The sequence below is a fragment of the Paraburkholderia phenoliruptrix genome, assembly GCF_047325075.1.
Classification (GTDB): domain Bacteria; phylum Pseudomonadota; class Gammaproteobacteria; order Burkholderiales; family Burkholderiaceae; genus Paraburkholderia; species Paraburkholderia phenoliruptrix.
The window spans coordinates 1,710,555-1,734,427 of the sequence record NZ_CP168531.1; the positions used below are offsets into that span (position 1 = coordinate 1,710,555).

Consider the following 23,873-nt stretch of genomic DNA (forward strand, 5'->3'; position numbering starts at 1 on the left):
CCATGCACCACCTGAAATACCTGAGCGGCTATCCGCCCGCGCTGCTCGAGAAAGTGAAGAAACTCATCGCCGACGAACAACTCGGCCCGTACCTCGCCGCGCGCTATCCGAACACGCACGACGTGCAGACCGATCGCGCGCTCTACACCTACTGCGCCGAGTTAAAGCGCGAACATCTACGCAGCGCGGAGCAGATCGACAAGGTGACGTACGACAGCAAGCTCGACGTGATGCGCCATGCGTTGGGCCTGCACACCAGCATTTCGCGCGTGCAGGGCGGCAAGCTCAAGGCGAAGAAGGAAATCCGCATTGCGTCGCTCTTCAAGGCGGCGGCGCCGGAATTTCTGAAGATGATCGTGGTGCATGAACTCGCGCATCTGAAGGAAAGCGATCACAACAAGGCGTTTTACCGCCTCTGCGAGTTCATGCAGCCGGGCTACCATCAGATCGAGTTCGATCTGCGGCTCTATCTCACGCACCGCGAGTTGGCGAAGGTGCAGGCGTGATACCTCAGGCCACCGCTTCTACCGACGACGCCTTCAGCAACACAGGAATCGACTTCGAAGTGGGCGTGCCCGCGCCGTCCGCGACCGACGACAGCGGCACGAGCGGATTCGTTTCCGGATAGTAGGCGCCGAGGCAACCGCGCGGAATGTCGTATTCGACGAGCAGAAAACCGTCCGCATGACGCTCGATGCCGTCGGCCCACACGCTCGTGATATCCACGCGCTGTCCCGCTGCGAAGCCCAGCATCGCGATGTCGTCCCGGTTCGCGAACAGCACGCGACGCTGTCCGTACACGCCGCGATAACGGTCGTCGAGTCCGTAAATCGTTGTGTTGTACTGATCGTGTGAACGCGTTGTCATCAGGGTCAGCAGGCGCTCGCCATGCTCCTTGCGCGCGTGATGAATCGGCGTGTCGAGCGCAATGGCATGCACGAGGAACTGCGCCTTGCCGCTCGGCGTTTTCCAGATCCGCTCGCGCGACGCGACGCCCAGATGGAAGCCGCCGGGGCGCTTGAGCCGCTCGTTGTAATCGTGGAAGCCGTCGATCACTTTGGCGATGCCGTCGCGAATCAGCGAGTAATCCGCGGCGTGCGCGAGCCAGTCGACCTTGTCGCTGCCGAGCGTCGCATGTGCCATGCGCGCGACAATCGCGATCTCCGACAGCAGATTCTCGGACGCCGGCTTGTTCATGCCGTACGAGATATGCACCATGCTCATCGAATCCTCGACGCTCACGCCTTGCGCGACGCCGTTCTGCAGATCGATTTCGGTGCGGCCGAGCGTCGGCAGAATCAGCGCATCGCGGCCGTGCACGAGATGGCTGCGGTTCAGCTTCGTCGTGATGTGCACCGTGAGATCGCACGAACGCATCGCTTCCCACGTGCGCGGCGTGTCGGGCGTCGCGATCGAAAAGTTGCCGCCCAGGCCGATGAACACTTTCACTTTTCCGTCGAGCATCGCGGCAATCGTGTTGACGACGTCGAGCCCATGCTCGCGCGGCGGCTCGAAACGGTAGACCTCGCCGAGCCGGTCGAGAAAGGCCTGCGTAGGCTTTTCCTCGATACCGACCGTGCGGTCGCCTTGCACGTTCGAATGTCCGCGTACTGGGCACAGCCCCGCGCCGCGCCGGCCGATGTTGCCGCGCATCATCATCAGGTTCGACAGCAGTTGCACGGTCGCCACCGAATTCTTGTGCTGGGTGAGGCCCATGCCCCACGTCGAGATCACCGCGCGGCCTTTTGCGTAGATGTCCGCGAGCTTGAGCACGTCTTCATAGGGCACGCCGGATTCCGCGACGATCGTGTCCCAGCTTTCGGCACGCAAATCTTCAGCAAACGCTTCGAAGCCCACCGTATGTTCCGCGATGAACGCGACGTCGAGCACGCGTTCGAGGCCAGACGCCTGCGCTTCGTCGTCGAGTTCGATCACGCGCTTGGCGACGCCCTTGATGAGCGCAAAGTCGCCGCCGACCTTCGGGCGAATGAACACCGAGCTGATCTTCGTGCTCCCGAGGGTGAGCATTTCCACCGGATGCTGCGGACTTGCGAAACGCTCCAGCCCGCGCTCCTTGAGTGGGTTGATCGACACGATGGTCGCGCCGCGCTTCGCGCATTCGCGCAACTCGCCGAGCATGCGCGGGTGGTTGGTCGCCGGATTCTGACCGAAGATGAGCAGCGTGTCGGCGTGTTCGAAGTCGTCGAGCGTGACTGTGCCTTTGCCGATGCCGACGGTGCCCGGCAAGCCGCGGCTCGTCGCTTCGTGGCACATGTTCGAGCAGTCGGGGAAATTGTTAGTGCCGTACATGCGCACGAACAGCTGGTACAGGAACGCGGCCTCGTTGCTCGCGCGGCCCGACGTGTAGAACGCCGCCTGATCCGGATCGTCGAGGCGCTTCAGGTGGCTCGCGATCAGGTCGAAGGCTTCGTCCCAGCCGATCGGCACGTAGCGGTCGCTGATCGCGTCATAGACGAGCGGGTCGGTCAGGCGGCCGTGCTGTTCCAGTTCGAAGTCGGACTGCGCCATCAGTTCGGCGACCGTGTGCTCCGCGAAGAATGCGGGCGTCACACGCTTGCTGGTGGCCTCGGCGGCCACGGCCTTCACGCCGTTCTCGCAGAACTCGAAGGTGGACGCGTGCTCGCGGTCGGGCCACGCGCAGCCGGGGCAGTCGAAGCCGTCGGGCTGATTCTGCTTGAGCAGCGTGCGGTAATTGCCGCCCGTCACCTTTTCCTTGATCAGGTTGATGGCGACGTACTTGAGCGCGCCCCAGCCGGCCGCCGGGTGGGTGTACGGCTCGATACGGGCGTCGCCGCGGGCTTTCTGGCTCGCGTGGGCGCCGGATGTGCTGCGAATGTCGGTGTTCTTCATGGTTGCCGCGCGTGGTCTGTCATGGCTTTTGGCCGATGGGACAAGCCTACTGTGTTCCAATCGCAGTGCAGCATACAGAAAAACAAAAAGGGAAGGGATACAGTTACTGCGTTTTGTCATAGACTGACGCGCGGGAAATCCGTCTTTATTGAGCCACGTCCTTGAAACTCTACGAAAAGCTCGCCGACGAAATCGCCGAAGCCGTGCGCCGCGGCGTGTTCGCGGCGGGCGAACGGATTCCGTCGGTGCGGCAGGCGAGCCAGCAGCACGGCGTGAGCATCAAGACGGTGCTGCATGCATATGCCCTGCTTGAGAGCCGCGGCCTCGTCGAAACGCGGCCACAATCGGGCTATTTCGTACGCGAAGCGGCGCTCGCCGCGCTCCGGCCCGAAACCCGTCGCGGCAACGGCACGCCCGCGCCGCCCGTCGCCGCGGAAGTTGACGTGAGCCGGCTCGTGCTGTCCACGCTGCGCAGCATCCGCGCGCACGATGCCGTGCCGTTCGGCTCGCCGTATCCGGACCCATCGCTCTTTCCGTGGCGGCGCATCAATCAGTATGCGAACGCGATTGCGCGCCGTCAGGCAAGCTGGAACCTGCTCGACGATCTGCCGCCGGGCAACCCCGAACTGATCCGGCAGATCGCGCGCCGCTACACGGAAAACGGCATGCCGGTCGATCCCGGGGAAATCATCATCACGGTCGGTGCGACGGAGGCGATCAACCTGAGTCTGCAGGCCGTCGCGAGGCCCGGCGACACGGTCGCCGTCGAATCGCCCACCTATTACGCGATGCTGCACGCCATCGAGCGCCTCGGCATGCGGGCGATCGAGGTGGCGACCCATCCCGTCGACGGAATCGATCTGGACGCGCTCGCGCAGGTGATCGCGCGCCAGAAGATCGCCGCCTGCATGGTGATGCCGAACTTCCAGAACCCGCTGGGTTTTCAGATGCCGGACACGCGCAAGCGGCAACTGGTCGAATTGCTCGCCGTGCATCAGATTCCCGTCATCGAAAACGATGTGTATCAGGAGCTGTATTTCGGCGAGGCCCGGCCCGCGAGCCTGAAAAGCTTCGACACGCAGGGCCTGGTGCTGCATTGCGCGTCGTTTTCCAAAAGCCTGACCGCTTCGTACCGGATCGGCTGGGCGTTGCCGGGACGCTTTCGCGCGCAGGTCGAGAAGCTCAAGTTCCTGAACACGCTGACGACGCCCTCGGTGCCGCAGGTCGCCGTGGCCGATTATCTGCGCCAGGACGGCTACGACCGGCATCTGCGGCACGTTCGCAAGGTCTATCGCCAGCAGGCGAGCATCATGAGCGCGATGGTGCGGCGTTTTTTTCCGGCGGGCACGCGCCTCTCCGCGCCGCAAGGCGGCTATGTGCTGTGGGTGGAGCTGCCGGAGCACATCGATTCGATGAAGCTTTACCAGGCGGCGCTCGCGCGCAGCATCACCGTCGGGCCCGGCATGATGTTTTCTACGCGCAACCATTACCGCCATTTCATCCGGCTCAACTACAGCTATCCGTGGACGACGCAAAGCGAGGCAGCGTTGAAGACACTCGGCGAGCTGGTGACGCAGATGGTGTGAGAAGCCGTACCGTCAGGGCTCGCAGACAGGCGGCCGACGGATAATACAAGGAGACACGAATGGATGACGATGAGATCGACCCGCTGCTGCTCGCCGTGCTCAGGCAGCTTTGGCGTGCGCACACCGAACTGCCCGCGCGGGCGACGCCCGGCGGCGCGTGGTCGCTCGCGCGGCTCTCGAAGCAGGCGAACGTGCCGATGAGCGTGCTGCGGCGGCAGTTGACGGCGCTCGTCGACGGCGGTCTCGTGAGCACGACGTTCAACGAGGAAGGCGCGGGCACCGCGCGGCTCACCGAAACCGGGCGCGATGTGTGCGCCGGGCTGTTCGGCGAGGGCGGTCCCGCGGACGACGACGCGCCCGAGCCGGACTCTTCCGGTCAGGACGTGCCGCCGAGGCTGCACTAGTGGACTGCGAAGCTGCGCCGGGCGCCGCATGTTTGCGTCCTTAAGTGCGTCGTCATGTGCGTTCTCATGTGCGTTCTCATGTGCGTTTTCACGAACGCCCCAGCATCGCGACGCCGCAGAACCAGTCGCCGCCGTGTGGCCGGTACTTCCACGGACTGCCGTTCTGCCTGAGCACGCTCGAGCAAGGCTCGCCGATCGCAAGGCCCGGATGCGCGGCGGTGCACTGAAGCATGGCGGCGTCGACGGCGGAAGGCGCGGACATCGAAGGTTGGCGCGCGGGCTCGGATTGCGCGGGGCTGGACACATCGCCGGAATGCGGCGGCGCGGCCGCGGCAGTGGCCGCGCCCGCACCCGCCTGCATGCTCGCGATCAGTTGCCGCAATTCGTCGATGCGCGTCGCATACCACGTCCCGAGGCACGCGGCGTCCCGGCAATGGGTCTCGCGCCAGGCCCATTTGTTGTCGCTGTCGGTGATGAAGCCGCGCCGGTCGCTCACTTTTCGCCGCGCTTTCCAGTAGAGTTGTCCCAACGTATCGTCGAGGCGCGACAGGGCCGGGTCGTGGCAGATTATTTTTTCGGCGAGCGAGCGCCCCTTGCTGCAATCGAAGCTCGCGGCGTGAGCGGACGAATGCGCAATCAGCAGCGCGGCGATCAGAGCGGGGCGGACGATTTTCATGACGGTTCACGCGATGCAGGGTTTCTCATGCAACGGATGATGGTCCGATCGCACCTCATGCGGACGGCGGAAAAAGCAGCAATTCGGACAGGTGATTACCAGATATTGCCTTGCGCGGTGTGGCCGGCGCCGCGATAGTGCAAGGCATGGCAAATACAGGCGCTTCCAACAGGGTCTTCGGGCATTTGACGGGTATACCCTGATGCGCTGCTTACATAAACTTGCCGATGTTGGGTTGGGGGGCATATATGAACCGCGAAGCGACATCATGTAGGGAGGTGGAAGCAACGCCCGGCGATGGCCGTTACCGGCCGGATCTGGCCGAAGAGGTACTCGCGTCGGAGCGCAGCGTATTGCGGCTCATCACCCGTAATACGCCGTTGCCGGAGTTGCTGGATGAGGTGTGTCTGCGCGCGGAAGCGCTGCTGGGCGCGGGCGCGTCCTGCTCCATCCTGTTGCTCGACGAAGACGGCATGCATGTGCGCATGGGCGGCGCACCGTCGTTGCCAAGGCGCTTCAGCACGGCGATCGACGGCGCGGCGATCGGCCCGCGCGCGGGCTCGTGCGGCACCGCGATGTACGAGCGGCGCCTCGTGGTCGTCGAGGACATCGAAACCGACCCGCTGTGGGCGGACTTCCGCGCGCTGGCGCTGCCGCACGGGCTGCGCGCGTGCTGGTCGGTGCCGTTCGAAAACGACGCGGGCGTCATGCTCGGCGCGTTCGCCGTCTATTATCGCGAGCCGCGCCGGCCGACTCCGCAGGAAGAGACCATGCTGCGCGACATCAGCCGCAGCGTCGGTCTCGCCGTGCATCAGGACGCCATGGCGCAGCGCCTCGCCAACAGCGAGGAGCATCACCGGCTCGTCGTCGATCATCTGATCGAAGGCATTGTCGTGCAGTCGCGCGAGGGCGTCGTGCTGGCCTGCAATCCGAGCGCGCAGCGCATGCTGCGCACGGGGCCGCAGATCGTCGGACGCAGCATTCGCACGGTGATGGTGCGCGGCTTTCACGAGGACGGCTCGCCCGTGACGGAAGACGAGCGGCCCACGAACCAGGTGCTCGCCACGGGCAAACCGATGCTCGGCGTCACGCTCGCCATCGAGCTCGTGAGCGGCGAGGTCATCTGGATCACCGAGAACGTCGTGCCGATCCTGAAGCCGGGCCAGAGCAAGCCCGACTCCGTGCTGATTTCTTTCACCGACATCGGGCCGGTGCGCGAGGCACAGCGCCAGCTCAAATTCCTCGCTACCCGCGATTCGCTCACCGGTCTATACAACCGCGCCTATCTGACCGAGCGGATGAACAGCCTGTTCGCGCCCGGCGGGCCGGACGGCACCGGCGAGCTCGCGAGCGTCGCGGTCCTGTTCGTCGATCTGGACGGCTTCAAGAAGGTCAACGACACCGCCGGTCACGAGGCCGGCGACGCGCTCCTGAAAAGCGTCGCCGGGCGGCTCGCCGGTTGCGTCGGCCCGGACGACACGCTCGCGCGCGTGGGCGGCGACGAGTTCGTGATCGTGGTCAGCGCCTGCGACTGCAGCGAACGGCTGATCGCGCTTGCCCGCCACATCCTCGATGAAATCGCCGTGCCGTTCGCGGTGGCGGATAACGAGTACTACCTGGGCGCCTCGATCGGCATCAGCCGCTTTCCGGACGACGGCCAGGACGCGCCCACGCTGATGCGCAACGCCGACTCGGCCATGTATTACGCGAAGCAGCGCGGCCGCAACAACTTCCAGTTCTTTACCGCCGAGCTCAATCAGCAGTTGCAGCGCCGCTTCCTGATCGAGCAGTCGCTGCGCCGCGCGCTCGCCGGCAACGAGCTGAGCCTCGTCTATCAGCCGATCGTCGATAGCCAGGACGGCCGCACCATCGGCGCGGAGGCGCTGCTGCGCTGGTACAACAGCGAGCTCGGCAACGTCTCGCCGGCCGAGTTCATTCCGGTTGCCGAAGACGCGGGCCTCATCGCCGAGATCGGCGAATGGGTGCTCGCGCACGCGTGCGAGCAGGCGGCGCACTGGCGGCGCACGCTCGCGCCCGAGCTGATCGTCGCCGTGAATCTGTCGCCGCGCCAGTTCAACGACGGGCTCGTCGAGCGCATCAGGCGCTGCCTCGACCAGTCGGGGCTCGAACCGGCGGCGCTCGAACTGGAAATCACCGAGCGGCTGCTGATGAGCGACAGCGACACCGTGCTTCCCATGCTCCTCGCGCTGAGCGCGACGGGCGTGCGTATTTCCGTCGACGACTTCGGCACCGGCTATTCGTCGCTGTCGTATCTGAAGCGCTTTCCGCTGCATAACCTGAAGATCGACCGGTCGTTTGTCGCCGGTTTGCCGGATCATCGGGATTCGATTGCGATCACCCAGGCCGTCGTGGCCATGGCGCATTCGCTCGGCATGAACGTCACCGCGGAAGGCGTAGAAACGCCCGAGCAGGCGGCGTTTCTGCGTTCCATCGATTGCGACAAGCAGCAGGGCTATCTGTACAGCCGGCCGGTCGGCGCGAGCGCCTATGCGCGCGCGCTGGCGGATGCGTATGCGCCGGCGGTCACCTGAGCCGCACCGCGCATTGTCCGGTGTGACAAGGCGGCCGGACCACGGCTAATTGGCAGCGTGGCACAAGCGTGACGGCGACTGGGCGTAAGATGCAACGACCGGCATCCGAGCCGCGAGGAGAGTCGCCATGGCACAGCACTTCGACGCAGTCGTGATCGGCACCGGCCAGGGCGGCGCGCCGCTCGCCGTGCGTCTTGGCAAGAGCGGCCGCCGCACGGCGGTCGTCGAGCGCGCGGCGTTCGGCGGGACCTGTGTGAACGTGGGCTGCACGCCGACCAAGGCGTATGTGGCGAGCGCGCGGGCGGCGCACGTGGCGCGCCACGCGGCGCGGCTCGGCGTGCTGGTGAGCGGGGCGGTCAACGTCGATCTGTCGGCGGTGAAAGCGCGCAAGGACAAGATCATCGGGCAGTCGCGCGACGGCGTCGAACAATGGCTGCGCGGCACGGAAAACGTCACCGTATTCAACGGCCACGCGCGCTTCACGGGGCCGCATACGCTGTCCATCAGCGGGGCGGACGGCACGGTGCTGCATGAGCTGAGCGCGGGCGAAATTTTCCTCAATACCGGCACGCGGGCGGTGGTGCCGCCGCTCGAAGGTATCGAGCGAATCCGCTATTACACCAACTCGAGCCTGCTCGAGCTCACCGAGCTGCCGAGCCGGCTGGTGATTGTCGGCGGGAGTTATATCGCGCTCGAATTCGCGCAGGTGTTTCGCCGCTTCGGCAGCGAGGTGACCGTGCTCGTGCGCGGCGAGCGCGTGCTCACGCGCGAGGACGCCGATCTCGCCGAGTCCGTGCAGACAGTGCTGGCGCGCGAGGGCGTGGAGTTTCGCTTCGGCGTGCAGCCTTCGCGCGTCGAGCCGCATCCGCATCGCGCGAATGAAGTATGCATCGGCTTCGAACAGAATGTGCCGGCGCTGGAGGCGTCGCACCTGCTCTTTGCGACCGGCCGCGAACCGAATACCGACGACCTCGGCCTCGCCGCCGCCGGCATCGAAGTGGACCGGCACGGCACGATTCCCGTGGACGGCCAGCTGCGCACCAACGTGCCGGGCATCTGGGCGATCGGCGACATCAACGGGCGCGGCGCTTTCACGCATACGTCTTATGACGATTACCAGATCGTCGCGGCCAATCTGCTCGACGGCGGTGCGCGCACGGTCGACACGCGCATCATGGCCTATGCCGTTTTCGTCGATCCGCCGCTCGCGCGCGTCGGGCTCTCGGAAGAGGACGTGCGCAAGAGCGGACGCGATGCGCTGATCGCGACGATGCCGATGTCGCGCGTGGGCCGCGCACGCGAACGCGGCGAAACCGACGGCTTCATGAAGGTGCTCGCCGACGCGCGCAGCAAGCAGATTCTCGGCGCGGCGATTCACGGCATAGAAGGCGACGAGGCGATCCACACGTTCATCGACATCATGACGGCGGGCGCGCCTTATCCGACCTTGCAATACGCGATGCACATCCATCCGACCATCAGCGAATTGATCCCCACCTTGCTCGACGGGCTGAAGCCGTTGAAGTAGCAGGGGGCGTGGCGCGCGGATCGACAAGGCGTCGCGGCATCGCGGATAATCGCGGGCCATTCAACCGCATTCACTCGAGGAACAGCCGATGGGCAAGGGACGCGTCGAAGCCTTCAGCGATGGCGTGATCGCCATCATCATCACGATCATGGTGCTCGAAATCAAGGTGCCGGAAGGCTTCGACCTCGCCGCGCTGCGCCCGCTGGTGCCGGTGTTCTGCGCGTATGTGCTGAGCTTTATCTACGTGGGCATCTACTGGAACAATCATCACCACATGTTCCATGCAGTGCAGAAGGTCAACGGCGGCGTGCTGTGGGCGAATCTGCATCTGCTTTTCTGGCTGTCGCTGCTGCCCGCGGTCACGCATTGGGTCGGCGAGAATCACCTGGCTTCGTGGCCGACCGCGCTGTACGGCGTCGTGCTGTTCATGTCGGCAATCGCCTATTTCATTCTGACGCGCTTGCTGGTTCGCCAGCACGGCCGCGATTCCGCGCTGGCGAAGGCGGTCGGCAACGACTTCAAGGGCAAGGTTTCCGTTGCCATTTATCTGGCGGGCATCGTGCTCGCGTTCGTGGCGCCGTGGACATCGGCGGCGCTCTATGCACTCGCGGCGGCGTGGTGGCTCGTGCCGGACAGGCGTATCGAACACGTTCTGGAAGCCTGAGCATGCTCGCGTTGAAGCTCGCGCTCGTGCCGGCGTTTCTCGCCGCGCTGACGATGGCGGGGCGCATGTGGGGACCGTCGGTGGCGGGCTGGCTCGCGGGCCTGCCGGTCGTCGCGGGACCGATCGTGCTGCTGCTCGCGCTGGCTCGCGGGCCGTCGTTCGCGGCGCAGGCGTCGGTTGCCTCGATTGCGGCGATTGCCGCGTCGGAAGCATTCAACCTTGCGTATGCGTTGAGTTGCCGCCGTTTGTCGTGGCCGGTCGCGGTCGTCGCGGGCATGAGCGCGTGGCTCGTGGCGGCGCTGTTGCTCGCACAACTGCCGCGCTCGCTCGCGTGGGCCGTTGCGGCGGCTTGCACGGCTGTCGCGATTTCGCAGAGCGTTTTGCCGCGCGTCGCGGGACAGGTGCCGGCCGCGCGGGCCGGGCGGGCGGATCTCGTCGCGCGCATGCTCGCCGGCGCGCTGTTGACGCTTGCGGTCACTGGCTTGTCGGCATCGATGGGGGCGACCTGGAGCGGCCTGCTGTCGGTCTTTCCGCTGCTCGGGATTGTGCTTGCCGTGTCGGCACAGCGCGAGCACGGGCCCCATTTCGTCGCGTTGCTGATGCGTGGCATGGTAGTGGGGCGCGGCTCGTTCGCGGCGTTCTTCGCGGCGACCGCGGCAATGCTGCCACGCTATGGCGTGTGGGCGAGCTTTGCGTGCGCGTCGGCGATTTCGATCGTCGTGCAAGGCGCGACGCGGCGCATGCTGGATGCGCGGCGGCCGGTGCGAGCAGGATCGTCGGAGGCTTCGTTGCAGCGGCGGGTCGAATAGTCTCGCGCGAGTATGGGAGCGGCCGTCTGCACGCGAGCGTTCGCCGCGTGTGGGCTGGGCGTGGCGCAAAGCACGGCCGAGCGAGCTGCGAAACGTCGCTGCGGTCGCCGGTCGATTGAGATGCCCGCGGGCGCGTCGTTTGCTCGCAAAGCGGAGCTTTGCCAACACTTCCTTCATGACTCCAGCCCAACATCGTCCGCCGTCGAGCCGCATCGGCCTGATCTCCGACACGCATAACCTCGTGCGGCCGGAAGCGCTCGCGTATCTCGCCAACTGTGACGCCATCATCCATGCCGGCGATATCTGCAATCAGGCGGTGCTCGACGCGCTCGCGCAGATCGCGCCGCTCACGGTGGTGCGCGGCAATAACGACGTGGGCGAGTGGGCCGCGGCGCTGCCGACCCATGCGACGCTTACCGTGCAGCAGGTCGTGATTCTGGTCGTGCACGACATGGCCGAGGTGCCAGCCGATCCGCGCACACAGGGCATCAAGGTCGTGGTGACCGGCCACTCGCACAAGCCGTCGATCAGCGAGCGCGACGGCGTGCTGTTCGTCAACCCCGGCAGCGCGGGGCCGCGGCGTTTCAAGCTGCCGGTTTCGGCGGGACTGCTGACCATCGAAGGCGCACACGCCGAGGCGAGGGTCGATGTGTTGCTGGAATGAAAAAGGGCCGGCTCTTGCGCCGACCCTTTGTCCACTACTTCAAGTCTTCACGACGAGCGCAGCATTGCACTGCGTTTGCCGCGATCACGCGCGCGCCGTAGCGGTCGCCGCGTAGCCTTCGTCCATCTCTTCGGCTTCACGTTCGCCGCGCAGCACAGCGTGTGCTTCGGCGCGCGTCGCCACGCACGGACCCGAGCCGAGCAGCGGCTTGCGGGCCGTTTCGCGCAGCGCGACGACCGAGACGATGCCGATCAGCGACGCGCCCATCAGGTAGTACGCGGGCATCATCAGATTGCCGGTGCGCTCGACGAGCCACGCGGTCACGAGCGGCGTCGTGCCGCCGAACAGCGACACCGAAATGTTGAAGCCGATGGCCAGCGCCCCATAACGGATCTTCGTCGGGAAGAGGGCCGGCAGCGCCGAGGGCATCACGCCCGTAAAGCACGAGAGCAGCACGCCCAGAATCATCAGGCCGGCGAACACCGGCAGCACCGTGCCCATGCGGATCAGGAGGAGCGCGGGAATGGACAGCGCGAAGAGACCGACGCAGCCGAACAGCATGACCGGCTTGCGGCCGATCGCGTCCGAGAGGCGGCCGGCCGCGAGCGTTGCCGGCATCATCAGCACCATCACGAGGAGGACGATGAAGAGGCCGTGCGATTCATTGAAGTGCAGCGTCGCCGACAGGTAGCTCGGCAGATACGAGAGCGCCATATAGTCGGTCACGTTGAAGATCAGCACGAGGCCGACGCACAGCAGGAGCGGCTTCCATTGCTGCACGAGCAACTGACGGAACGACTGCTTCGGCAGCGCCTTTTCCTCGGCTTCGCGTTGCTCGGCCTGCTTCTTGAACGCGGGCGTTTCTTCCAGCTTCATGCGGATGTAGAGACCCACGAGTCCGAGCGGACCGGCGATCAGGAACGGCACACGCCAGCCCCACGACAGCAGCGCGTCGTTCGACAGCGTCGCGGTGAGCACGGCGACCGTGCCCGCGCCCAGCACATAGCCGATCAGCGTGCCGAATTCGAGAAAGCTGCCCATGAAGCCGCGGCGCTTGTCCGTCGAGAATTCGGCGATGAAGGTCGCCGCGCCGCCGTATTCGCCGCCGGTCGAAAAGCCTTGCACCAGACGCGCGACGAGCAGCAGGGCCGGCGCGAGAATGCCGATCGACCCGTAGCTCGGAATCAGCCCGATGGCGAACGTGCCGAGCGCCATCATGATCATGGTCATTGCCAGCACGCGCTGACGGCCGATGCGGTCGCCGAGCGGCCCGAACACCATGCCGCCGACCGGGCGCACCAGAAACGCGGCGGCGAACGTGCCGAAGGTCGCGATCAACTGGGCGGACGGGCTCGACGACGGGAAGAACACTTTGCCGAGCGTGACAGCGATGTAGCTGTACACGCCGAAGTCGAACCATTCCATTGCGTTGCCAAGCGCCATGGCGCCGACGGCACGCTTCAAGAGAGAGTGGTCGACGACCGTGATGTCGTCGAGGGAAAGGCGTTGTTCTTGTTGGTGTCGCCAGAAGCCGTTGCTGGAAGCGGTCAAGGTAAAAACTCCGATGACTGCGACGAAACTCATGATGCGTTCCGCCACGGTTGCTGGGAAGTGTTGTTTCGAGAAACGGGGCGAGGGCCTTCTCGCCGCGACGGCGAAAAAGTGGGCGCGCATAGAAAGAAAACGCAAAAGACTCGCCAAACGCTGCGCAAGCAGCGAAAACAGCAAGTGCCCGTGCCTCGCGAGCCAGGTCGCGAAAAAACACTCGTCTAGATTGTGCTGACTGTTGCACCTGCGTGGCCGTGAAAGGGGGGCAGGCGCATGAAGACGCGGGCGGCTCGGCGCCGGATTCCACGTCACGGGAAGGCTTGAAACGAAAAAGGCCGGTGCTTGATTCGCGGTTGCGACGCCTTCGGGACGACCCTCAGAACTGACTCAACCTGCGATACGACCGACAAGCCTTCTTGTATAAAAACTGTTCCATCGCGATGGACACGCCGCAGTGCGGGCACTCGCAGTGCACGCACTATGTGTCGCAAGGTCAGAGAACGCGAATGAAGGTGAATTGCTGTTGGAACGACACACATGTTAGCACGATGGCAGAGGATCGTGCAAACCCGGATTCGCCGGGGAGGGCGGTGAACGGCGCGCAATCCCTTGCCGGGAGCGGGATTCGGGCAATCGGGCGGTCTGGAGAAGGGGCTTAAAACGGCCTGAAAATGTACCGTTTGGGGAGTTTTGCGGGCGCTCGCCGGAGGTTGAGCGACGAAGTGTTCGTGCGAAAAAAATCCGCGCATGAGGCGCGGATTTCGTTGTGGTGCAGGTAAGGGCGTGACGCCCGATTGCTGCGATCGAGCGCTCACCAGTCATTCGTTCATTCGCCTGCAGGCGGCACATAGCCCTGCGCGGTGTCCGCGCCTTCGCCGAAGAAGAACTTCTCGGTCTGCTTCATCAGGTACTGGCGCGCGCGCGGGTCGGCCATGTTCAGACGATTTTCATTGATCAGCATGGTTTGCTGCTTCAACCACGCTTGCCATGCTTCCTTCGAGATGCTTTCGTAGATCCGCTTGCCGAGTTCGCCCGGCAGCGGCGGGAAATCGAGGCCTTCGGCTTCCTTGCCGAGCTTCGCGCATTGAACCATACGAGTCATGTTGGGCTTCTCCTCTGTCGGCCGGCGTAGTGCTTCAGCACTGACGCCGGCCCATAAAAAATAAATGACCGGATCATTCGACGACGGCCGGTCGCTTATAGGGGGCCGCTCAGAGCTGTTTCATCAGCACGAGCGATTTGCGCTGCCAGTTATACAGTCGGCGGCGGTCTTCGGGCAGGTCGTCGACCGTGACCTTCACGAAACCGCGCTTCAGGAACCAGTGTTCCGTGCGCGTGGTGAGCACGAAAATACGCGTGAGGCCGCGCGCCCGCGCGCGCTGCTCGATGCGCTTGAGCAGGCGCTCGCCGTCGCCCGTGCCTTGCGCTTCCGGCGCGACGGTCAGGCAGGCCATTTCGCCGATGCGCTCCTGCGTGTACGGATACAGCGCCGCGCAGCCGAACAGCACGCCGTCGTGCTCGATCACCGAGAAGTGGTCGATGTCGCGCTCGATCTGATGGCGCCCGCGCCGCACCAGCGTGCCGTCGGACTCGAGCGGCTCGATCAGCGCGAGAATGCCGCCGACGTCGTCCGGCGTGGCTTCGCGCAGGCTTTCCAGGTTCTCGTACGAGATCATCGTGCCGACGCCGTCGTGCAGGAACAGTTCGAGCAGCAAACTGCCGTCGAGCGCGTAGGGGATGATGTGCGCCCGCGCCACGCCGCCCCGGCACGCGCGGATCGAGTGCTTCAGATAGAAGCCCGCGTCGCCGGTGACCTCGCCGCTTTCGTGCAGCTTGTAGGCGTCGTCGAGCGACAGTTCGCGGATCAGCTCCGGGCCGTCCTCGCCGGCTTGCATGAGGCCGGGCGTTTCGGTCAGGAACACGATCTTGTCGGCGCGCAATGCGATCGCGGCGGCGGAGGCCACGTCTTCCATCGACAGATTGAATGCTTCGCCGGTGGGCGAAAAGCCGAGCGGCGAGAGCAGCACGAGCTTGCGGCTCGCGAGCGAGTGGCGGATCGAATCGGCGTCGATCTTGCGCACCACGCCGGTGTGCGCGAAGTCCACGCCGTCCAGAATGCCGACGGGGCGTGCCGTCACGAAGTTGCCCGACACGACGCTGATGTGCGCGTGCGCCATGGGCGTATTCGGCAAGCCCTGGCTGATGGCCGCCTCGATGTCCAGACGCACTTCGCCGGCCGCTTCTTTCGCGGATTCGAGCGCGCGCGCGTCGGTAATGCGCATGCCGTGCGAAAACTCGGACTCGACGCCGTGCAGACTCATCTGCTCCTCGACCTGCGGGCGCGAACCGTGCACCAGCACGATCTGGATGCCCATGGCCTGCAGCAGCGCGATGTCCGACACGAGCGCATTCAGGAGCCCCTGATGCACCACTTCGCCGCCGAACCCGACGACGAACGTCTTGTTGCGGAACGCGTGGATGTAAGGGGCGACTGAGCGCATCCAGTCGACGAATTGCGCGTGCTGGGCGAGGTCTTCCGATGCTCCAGCAGGGGCCGGAACGCTCGCGGGCGCGGGGACGAGGTCGGTTTGGGAATTCATGCCCGGGATTATAATGCGCCCCCATGTCGAATGTACCCAAAAGTCCCGCCGCGGCGAACGAGAATGCGGCGCCGGCCGCCGATCAAACGAAGGCCGGCGACGCGAAGCGCCGCGCCGAACAGGACGCGAAGCGCCGTCCCGAACAGGACGCGGACCGTGGCAAGCCGAACGCGCCCCGCAAGGCGCGCGAGCCGCATCGTGCTCCGCGCGAGGCCAACGCCAGCCGCGAGCCGAAGGCCATCCGCGAGCCGCGCGAGCCGAAAGCCACCCGCGAGCCGCGCGAATCGAGGCCCGCTCGCGAGCCGAATCCCATTCCGCCCATCACGTTTCCCGAGGCGCTGCCCGTTTCCGGCCGCCGTGACGAGATAGCAAAAGCTATTGCGGAAAACCAGGTCGTGATCGTGTCCGGCGAGACCGGCTCGGGCAAAACCACGCAGCTGCCGAAGATCTGCCTCGCGCTCGGTCGCGGCCTCGGCGCGGGCGGCTCGGGGCTGATCGGCCACACGCAGCCGCGCCGCATCGCCGCTTCGGCAACGGGCCGGCGCATCGCCGAGGAACTGGGCACGCCGTTCGGCGAAGTCGTCGGCTACAAGGTGCGGTTTACCGACAACCTGTCGCCGGGCGCATCGGTCAAGCTGATGACGGACGGCATTCTGCTCGCCGAGACGCAGACCGACCCGCTGCTGAAGGCGTATGACACGCTCATCATCGACGAGGCGCACGAGCGCAGCCTCAACATCGATTTTCTGCTCGGCTATCTGAAGGAAATTCTGCCGAGGCGCCCGGATTTGAAGCTGATCGTGACCTCGGCGACGATCGACGCCGATCGTTTCGCGCGCCATTTCGGCAGCGAGGACAAACCCGCGCCGGTGATCGAAGTGAGCGGCCGCCTGTATCCGGTCGAGGTGCGCTACCGTCCGGTCGCGGAAGAAAGCGCTGCCGTCAAAGCGGCGCAAGGCACGGCGGGCGGAACGGGCGCGTCGTCGCGCGGCGATCGGCCGAAGACGCAGCGCGAAACGGACCGCGATCTGATGGAGGCGCTCGTCGACGCCGTCGACGAATTGTGCCGCGAGGGTCCCGGCGACGTGCTGGTGTTCCTGCCGGGCGAGCGCGAAATTCGCGATGCCGCCGAGGCGCTGCGCAAGCACCATCCGCCGCACACGGAAATCTTGCCGCTGTTCGCGCGGCTTTCCGCCGCCGAGCAGGAGCGCGTGTTCCGCACTTCGAACGCGCGGCGCATCGTGCTCGCGACCAACGTGGCGGAAACCTCGCTCACCGTGCCGGGCATCCGTTATGTGGTCGACACGGGCCTCGCGCGCGTGAAGCGCTACTCGTATCGGAACAAGGTCGAGCAGTTGCAGGTCGAGCCGATTTCGCAGGCCGCCGCGAATCAGCGGGCAGGGCGCTGCGGGCGGGTGGCGGACGGCATCTGCATTCGTCTTTACGACGAGAGCGATTATCAGAGCCGCACGCGTTTTACCGATCCGGAGATTCTGCGCTCGTCGCTCGCTTCCGTGATTCTGCGCATGAAGTCGCTGCATCTGACGGCGATTGAGACGTTTCCATTTATCGAGCCGCCGCCCGGCCGCGCCATCGCCGACGGCTATCAACTGCTCAACGAACTCGGCGCCGTCGACGACGACAACCAGCTCACGCCGCTCGGCCGCGAGCTCGCGCGCCTGCCGCTGGATCCGCGCGTCGGCCGGATGATTCTCGCCGCGCGCGATCAGCAGTCGCTGAAGGAAGTACTGATTATCGCGAGTGCATTGTCCGTACAGGATCCGCGCGACCGGCCGATTGAGGCCCAGGAACAGGCCGACCAGGCACATCGCCGTTTCGTCGACGAGCGCTCCGAATTCCTACAGTGGTTGAAGATCTGGAACTGGTTCGAAGAGGCAATTTCGCACAAGAAGTCGAACAAGCAACTGCACGAGGAATGTCGCAAGAACTTCCTGTCGCAAGTGCGGCTGCGCGAATGGCGCGACGTCCATTCGCAGCTCCTGACGGTGGTGCGCGAGCACGGCTGGCGTCTGAATGAAGCCGAGGCCACGTTCGAGCAGGTCCATCTTGCGCTATTGACGGGCCTGCTCGGCAATATCGGCCTGAAAGCCGACGACGAGCCGTATTACCTCGGCGCGCGCGGCATCAAGTTTTATCTGTGGCCGGGTTCCGCGCTCGTGAAGAAAGCGGGCAAGTGGGTGATGGCGGCGGAACTGGTCGAGACGAGCCGTCTCTACGCGCGCTGCATCGCGAGGATCGAGCCCGAATGGATCGAGAAGATCGGCGCGCATCTGCTGAAGAGATCGCTGTCCGAGCCGCATTGGGAAAAGCGCGCGGCGCAAGTGTCGGCGTTCGAGCGCGCCGTGCTGTACGGGTTGCCGATCTATCACCGCCGCCGCGTGAGCTTCGGCAAGCAGGACCCGGCGCGGGCGCGCGAGCTGTTCATTCGCGGCGCGCTTGTCGAAGGCGAATTCGACACGAAGCTCGGATTTTTCTCGCACAACCGTAAGTTGCTCGCCGACATCGAGCAACTGGAACACAAGTCGCGCCGTCAGGATGTGCTCGTCGACGATGAGCTGATCTACGGCTTTTACGACCAGGCGCTGCCGAAGGGCATTTATACGGGCGCGGCATTCGAGCGCTGGTATCGCGACGAGGTGAAGAAGAGCGGCCAGCCCGAGGACAAGCTGCGCCTGCTGTACCTGTCGCGCGACGATCTGATGCGCCACGAAGCTGCCGGCGTGACCACCGACCTGTTCCCGAAACGGATGACGATGGCAGGCGTCGAGATGGCGCTCACCTATCACTTCGAGCCGGGGTCGCCGCGCGACGGCGTGACGCTCGCCGTGCCGCTTTTCGCGCTGAATCAGGTGGACGCGCGGCGCTGCGAGTGGCTCGTGCCCGGCATGCTCAAGGAGAAGACGCAGCTGCTGCTGAAGTCCTTGCCGCAGAAATTGCGCCGCCACTGCGTGCCGCTGCCCGAGTACGCGGCCGGCTTCGTCGAGCGGCATGAGGCGCCGCGCTTTGCCGCGGGCGGTCTGCTCGAAGCGCTGATTGCCGATGTCCGCGAAGAGAAGCAGGTCGCGCTCAAGCAGGCGGATTTCAAGCTCGAGACGCTGCCGCCGCATCTGTTCATGAACTTCAAGGTGATCGACGAGCACGGGCGGCAGCTCGCGATGGGCCGCAATCTGGCGCAACTGCGCGCGGAATTCGGCGGGCAGGCGCAGCAGCATTTTCAGAAGATCGCGTCGAGCGCGGCGGGCGCGGCGCTCGCGGACGCGGCGGGGACGGGCGGGGCCGCGCCGGTGGCGCCGGGCGCGCGCGGTAAAAGCGCCTCCTCGACCGGGCCGCAGACGCCCGAGCCGGGCGAGCGGACCGCCGGCACCGCGATCTACGAAAACCTCACCACGTGGAATTTCGGCAAGCTGCCCGAGTTGCTCGAAATTCGCCGCGGCGGGCAGACGCTCTTCGGCTATCCGGCGCTCGTCGACCGCGGCACGCATTGCGACGTCGAGGTGTTCGATTCGCCGGACGAGGCGGCGCGGATTCATCGCGCGGGCTTGCGTCGACTGTTCGCCTTGCAGTTGAAGGAGCCGATCAAGTATCTGGAGAAAAATCTGCCGGGCTTGCGCGAAATGGCGATGCAGTTCATGACGCGCGGCACGCAGGAAGAGCTGCGTGATCAGCTGATCGACACCGCGCTCGACCGCGCGTGTCTACAAGATCCGCTACCGGACGACGACGTCAGCTTTCACACGCGCCGCGATGAAGGACGCAGCCGGCTCACCTTGCTGGCGCAGGAAATCGCGCGGCTGGTCGGCCAGATTCTCGGCGAATACGCGGCCGTGCTGAAGAAGCTCGTGCAGGCCAGGCCGTTCGCGGCGGCCCATGCCGACATGCAGACTCAGCTCGACGCGCTGGTCAGCAAGCGTTTCGTGGTCGATACGCCGTATTCGCAACTCACGCATTTCCCACGCTATCTGAAGGGCATTGGGTTGCGCATCGACAAGCTGAAGGCCGACCCCGCACGCGATACGCGGCAATTCGCAGAATTTCAGCCGTTGTTGCAGCACTACCAGCGGGCGGTCGCGCAGCGCGGCGGCGTGCCGGACGCGCGTCTGTCGGAGTTCCGCTGGCTGCTCGAAGAGCTGCGTGTGTCGCTGTTCGCGCAGGAACTGCGCACGCCAATGCCGGTGTCGGTCAAGCGGCTTTATAAGGTGTGGGATTCGATGCAGCGGTGAAGGGGCAGAGTGGGCGGCGCGGCTGGCGAGTCTGATTCGCGCTTGCCGCTTGCCGCTTGCCTCGCTGCTATTTCGGCTTCGACTCTTCGGGGCGCGGTCGCGGGTGATGTGTTTGCACTCTGGGCAGCTGCTCGCCGGTGGTTTGCGGTTGTGCCTGCGTCGGCAGTGCACGCGTTTCCCGCTTCTGACTTTTCCCGAGATGAAAAAAGGCGCGTGGCACGCTCCATTGTCGGTGGAGCGCACCACGCGCAAACACGCGCGGGCCGCTGTCGAGCCCGCGCCTACCTGCTGGTGACAAACTACCTATGTTGCGCCATGCACTGGCGGGACGGCGCGACAGGGTGCCGTCACGCCGCACCCGCTTACCAATGCATGCCTGCCCCAACCGATGCGCCGAACTGGCCGCGCGAATCCGTGCTGCCTTGCAGCTTGTAGACCCACTTGCCGGTCTCCGACAACTGCGACACGCCGATGGCCAGCGCCGACTGTCCGCCATAGGTGCCACCGGCCATCGCGACCATGCCGCGGCCGGGCAGGACCGCCTGAGGCAGACCTGCCATGGCCAACGCAGACGCGGTGCCGCCGTACGAATCGCGTCGTGCCGAGCGGATCTGGTCGTCCGTGTAGCTTCGCGCCTCGCCGACTGCGCCGCTCACGCTCTGTTGCAACTGGTTGACGTTCACGGCGTCGGTACCTTGCACACCGGCGGCGACGTTGGCGATCTGGCGCTCCTGGCCCGCGGCACCGACCGATACCGTGTTCGCACGATCCGCCACAGATCCTTGGCCCAGTGCGACGGAATTGGCAGCGCTAGCAGTGGCGCCTGCGCCGAGGGCGGTCGCGTTGTTGGCGATAGCAGAAGAGTTTGCGCCGAATACCGCTGCGTTGTTACTGCTTGCGGAAGAGTTGGCGCCGACCGCTGTCGCGCTGCTGCCGGTTGCAGACGCGCCGGCGCCGATTGCGCTGCTGTTGGTGCCGGTGGCTTGGGCGTTGGCGCCCGCGGCAAGCGAGTGCGTGCCCGTCGACACCGCACCCTCCGTGTCGCGATCGCCTTCGCCGCTGAAGAACGGGTTGGCCGCGTTGACGACGGCGTTGTTGACCGCCCCGATGGCCGCATTCAGTTGACCGACATTGACGGCATCGGAAAGATCGACGCCATTCGCGACGTTGTGAAGCACCGTGCCGCCGCTCGCTGCATCGCCGCCTAACGTGACGCTATTTTTGTTGACGCTGCCGTCGGCGTTGCGGTCGTACATGACCGCGCCGTCGAGCTTCGCGGCGGTGGCGGCGCCCTGGTCGCTTACCGCTTTCAGCTGGGCGACGTTGACCGCGTCGGTGTCCGCGGTGCCGGCGGCGACGTTGGTGATCTGGCGTTCGTTGCCTGCGGAGCCGACGGAGACGGTGTTGGCACGATCGGCGAGCGAACCCTGGCCGAGTGCGACCGAATTCGGCGCCGCTGCGCTGGCGCGGTAGCCGAGTGCCGTGGCGTTGTCGTTCGCCGCGCTTGCCTGATAGCCGAGAGCAGTGGAGCCGTCGTTGACTGCGCTGGAGAAGCCGCCGACGGCGGTGCTGAACGCGCCCTGCGCCGCGGCGTTCGTGCCGGCGGCGAAGCTGGCTTCACCGGTAGCGAGCGCCGAGCTGCCGATAGCGACCGCATTGGCGCCGGTGGCCAGAGCGGAGCTGCCGATGGCGACAGCGTTCGCGGCGGTGGCGGACGCGTCGTCGGTGCCGTCGTTCAGCCCATTCGCCTTGAAGTAGCGCGAGGCGTTGGCACTGACGGCTTGCAGCTGACTCAGGTTGACCGCGTCGGTGTCCGCGGTGCCGGCGGCGACGTTGGTGATCTGGCGTTCGTTGCCTGCGGAGCCGACGGAGACGGTGTTGGCACGATCGGCGAGCGAACCCTGGCCGAGTGCGACCGAATTCGGCGCCGTTGCGCTGGCGCGGTAGCCGAGTGCCGTGGCGTTGTCGTTCGTCGCGCTTGCCTGATAGCCGAGAGCTGTGGAGCCGTCGTTGACTGCGCTGGAGAAGCCGCCGACGGCGGTGCTGAACGCGCCCTGCGCCGCGGCGTTCGTGCCGGCGGCGAAGCTGGCTTCACCGGTGGCGAGCGCCGAGCTGCCAATAGCGACCGCATTGGCGCCGGTGGCCAGAGCGGAGCTGCCGATAGCGACAGCGTTCGTGCCGGTGGCGGATGCGTCGTCGGTGCCGTCGTTCAGCCCATTCGCCTTGAAGTACCGCGACACGCCTGCAGTGGCTGCTTGCAACTGGCTGACGTTGACGGCATCGGTAGCGGCCGCGCCCGCGGCGACGTTGGTCAGGCGCCGCTCGTTGTTTGCGGAGCCGACCGACACTTCGCCTGTCGCATTCATACCGGCGATGGTCGCGGGATCTGCGCCGGCGGGTACATATGCGGGGGTCGTGAGGTCAGTGCCTGTTTTCGACCCGGCACCGAGCGCGACGCTGTTGTCCGCCGAAGCCGTGGCGGCAGATCCGAGCGCAACGGAGTTGAGGCCCGTCGTGGAGGCGGCATAGCCCAGTGCCGTGGAGTTGTCGCCTGCGGCCATCACCGAGGGGCCGGCCGCGAACGCATTGTTGCCCGAGGCGTTGGCCGCATAGCCGAGCGCCACCGAACTCAACCCGCTGGTCACGGCCGTGTACCCGAGGGCGACCGAATAGTCGCCTGCGGCCGTGGCAAACGCTCCGCCGGACAATGCGGCGGTTGACGCGCTCCCGTGATAGCCGAGCGCGGTAGAGAGCGTTCCGTTGGCTTGAGCGCCGCTGCCGAACGCGGCACTGGCGTCGTTGCGCGCGAGTGCTCCTGAGCCTGCCGCGATCGAATCGACGCCGCTCGCGAGCGCATTGAACCCGGTCGCCACTGACCGTGCACCCGTGGCTGCTGAAATCGCCCCTGTGGCGGTGGACAAATCGCCCGCCGCCCTCGCAGCCAGGCCCGTCGCCGTGGAGCCCGAGCCGGTTGCGGCGGCGTTCGCGCCGAGCGCGATAGAGCCGTCGCCCGCAGCAATTGCGTTTGCACCCTCGGCAACGGCAATGGCGCCCGAAGCAGTCGCGTTGAAGCCGACAGCAACTGCGAAGTCTCCTGAGGCATTGGCGAACGGTCCGGCCTCGGTCGCGTCCAAACCGGCCGCCATCGCGTCCGGGCCGGCCAACACCGCCGCGGCCAGCACCGTCGCGACGACAACTTTTCTCCGTACGCTTCCGCGCTTCTTCTTCGCTGTGGATGTCTCCGGCGCGGCTACCCACGTCGCCGTCGTTTCACACCAGACTGAGTGATGGACTTTATTCATTTATTCTAAAACTCCGTGCTGCTATTTTCGGGGCGGCGCGGCGCGATAATCGGTGGACGGGTCATCGTCCATTGGGGGCGTACTGGATCACGGCGAATAATGATGACTAATCGCCGTGTTTCTTCTGCCGTTAATTGTTGTTGCGGTCGTGTATGTCCGTTGTTCAGCCGCATTGATCGCGCTCACTCGCTGCGCCCCAGGTTAAAAAGAGGCTGGACGATGAGTGCGCACGATTGTCTGCGTCAGGCGCTGAGCGCACCAATAAGCCAAATCCGAAATATGCAAAACCGATTTTGTGGTCTTAATCGACAGCGGATTTTTTGCGCTGCAGTTAAAAACCAATGAGAATTATCGAATTGGTTCTTAGCGAAGGCTGGCTGAGCTGAGTTAATTCTTAATAAGCAAATAATGATTTAAGAGAGCCTGTC

15 protein-coding genes are annotated in these 23,873 nt (G+C 65.3%); 9 read left to right on the forward strand and 6 right to left on the reverse strand.

Going from position 1 to position 23,873, the window contains the following annotated elements; all coding sequences use genetic code 11:
• The first annotated feature begins 2 nt into the window (after positions 1-2).
• A complete protein-coding gene (locus ACEN8U_RS19895; RefSeq protein WP_015003227.1) occupies positions 3-506 on the forward strand; it encodes a M48 family metallopeptidase in 504 nt (167 codons plus the stop codon).
• A gap of 4 nt (positions 507-510) precedes the next feature.
• Here the strand turns inward: ACEN8U_RS19895 and ACEN8U_RS19900 are convergent, their stop codons facing one another.
• Positions 511-2,871: an FdhF/YdeP family oxidoreductase gene (locus ACEN8U_RS19900; RefSeq protein ID WP_015003226.1), complete on the reverse strand. Its 2,361-nt coding sequence runs from the start codon at positions 2,869-2,871 to the stop codon at positions 511-513.
• A 161-nt stretch (positions 2,872-3,032) separates the two neighbouring features.
• Here ACEN8U_RS19900 and ACEN8U_RS19905 point away from each other — a divergent pair, with 161 nt between their 5' ends.
• Positions 3,033-4,457, forward strand: a complete 1,425-nt coding sequence (locus tag ACEN8U_RS19905; protein WP_015003225.1) for a PLP-dependent aminotransferase family protein — start codon at positions 3,033-3,035, stop codon at positions 4,455-4,457.
• 59 nt (positions 4,458-4,516) lie between these two features.
• On the forward strand, positions 4,517-4,861 hold the full coding sequence (locus tag ACEN8U_RS19910; protein ID WP_015003224.1) for a transcriptional regulator: 345 nt from the start codon (positions 4,517-4,519) through the stop codon (positions 4,859-4,861).
• An 88-nt stretch (positions 4,862-4,949) separates the two neighbouring features.
• Here the strand turns inward: ACEN8U_RS19910 and ACEN8U_RS19915 are convergent, their stop codons facing one another.
• Positions 4,950-5,537, reverse strand: coding sequence for a lysozyme inhibitor LprI family protein (locus ACEN8U_RS19915; protein WP_015003223.1), 588 nt, complete (start codon positions 5,535-5,537; stop codon positions 4,950-4,952).
• 248 nt (positions 5,538-5,785) lie between these two features.
• Between ACEN8U_RS19915 and ACEN8U_RS19920 the strand changes: the two genes are divergently transcribed.
• The 5 genes from ACEN8U_RS19920 (at position 5,786) to ACEN8U_RS19940 (ending at position 11,754) form a co-directional block, all read left to right on the forward strand.
• Positions 5,786-8,089 carry a putative bifunctional diguanylate cyclase/phosphodiesterase gene (locus ACEN8U_RS19920; protein WP_041745565.1) on the forward strand — a complete coding sequence of 768 codons (2,304 nt, stop codon included), beginning with the start codon at positions 5,786-5,788 and terminating at the stop codon, positions 8,087-8,089.
• A 127-nt stretch (positions 8,090-8,216) separates the two neighbouring features.
• Entirely contained in the window at positions 8,217-9,617 is a 1,401-nt protein-coding gene (locus ACEN8U_RS19925) for an FAD-containing oxidoreductase (protein ID WP_015003221.1), read from the forward strand.
• An 88-nt stretch (positions 9,618-9,705) separates the two neighbouring features.
• Entirely contained in the window at positions 9,706-10,281 is a 576-nt protein-coding gene (locus ACEN8U_RS19930) for a TMEM175 family protein (protein ID WP_015003220.1), read from the forward strand.
• 2 nt (positions 10,282-10,283) lie between these two features.
• Positions 10,284-11,090 (forward strand): hypothetical protein, encoded by an 807-nt coding sequence (locus ACEN8U_RS19935; protein WP_015003219.1) that lies wholly within the window; start codon positions 10,284-10,286, stop codon positions 11,088-11,090.
• Between the two features lie 175 nt (positions 11,091-11,265).
• Entirely contained in the window at positions 11,266-11,754 is a 489-nt protein-coding gene (locus ACEN8U_RS19940; RefSeq protein WP_015003218.1) for a metallophosphoesterase family protein, read from the forward strand.
• 84 nt (positions 11,755-11,838) lie between these two features.
• Here ACEN8U_RS19940 and proP read toward each other — a convergent pair whose 3' ends face one another.
• From proP to argA, 3 genes are all read right to left on the reverse strand, one after another.
• Complete coding sequence (gene proP, locus ACEN8U_RS19945) at positions 11,839-13,338, reverse strand: glycine betaine/L-proline transporter ProP (protein ID WP_238558521.1); 1,500 nt, start codon at positions 13,336-13,338, stop codon at positions 11,839-11,841.
• Between the two features lie 790 nt (positions 13,339-14,128).
• The gene (locus ACEN8U_RS19950; RefSeq protein ID WP_013588956.1) at positions 14,129-14,404 is read right to left on the reverse strand and encodes an oxidative damage protection protein; all 276 of its coding nucleotides are present in this window, start codon (positions 14,402-14,404) and stop codon (positions 14,129-14,131) included.
• 109 nt (positions 14,405-14,513) lie between these two features.
• Entirely contained in the window at positions 14,514-15,902 is a 1,389-nt protein-coding gene (argA, locus tag ACEN8U_RS19955) for an amino-acid N-acetyltransferase (RefSeq protein WP_013588955.1), read from the reverse strand.
• A gap of 23 nt (positions 15,903-15,925) precedes the next feature.
• On the opposite strand from argA, the gene hrpA reads away from it, so the two are divergent.
• Positions 15,926-20,143, forward strand: a complete 4,218-nt coding sequence (gene hrpA / locus ACEN8U_RS19960; RefSeq protein WP_015003215.1) for an ATP-dependent RNA helicase HrpA — start codon at positions 15,926-15,928, stop codon at positions 20,141-20,143.
• Positions 20,144-20,505: 362 nt separating this feature from the next.
• Here hrpA and ACEN8U_RS19965 read toward each other — a convergent pair whose 3' ends face one another.
• Complete coding sequence (locus ACEN8U_RS19965; protein ID WP_015003214.1) at positions 20,506-23,445, reverse strand: YadA-like family protein; 2,940 nt, start codon at positions 23,443-23,445, stop codon at positions 20,506-20,508.
• Between the last annotated feature and the right edge of the window lie 428 nt (positions 23,446-23,873).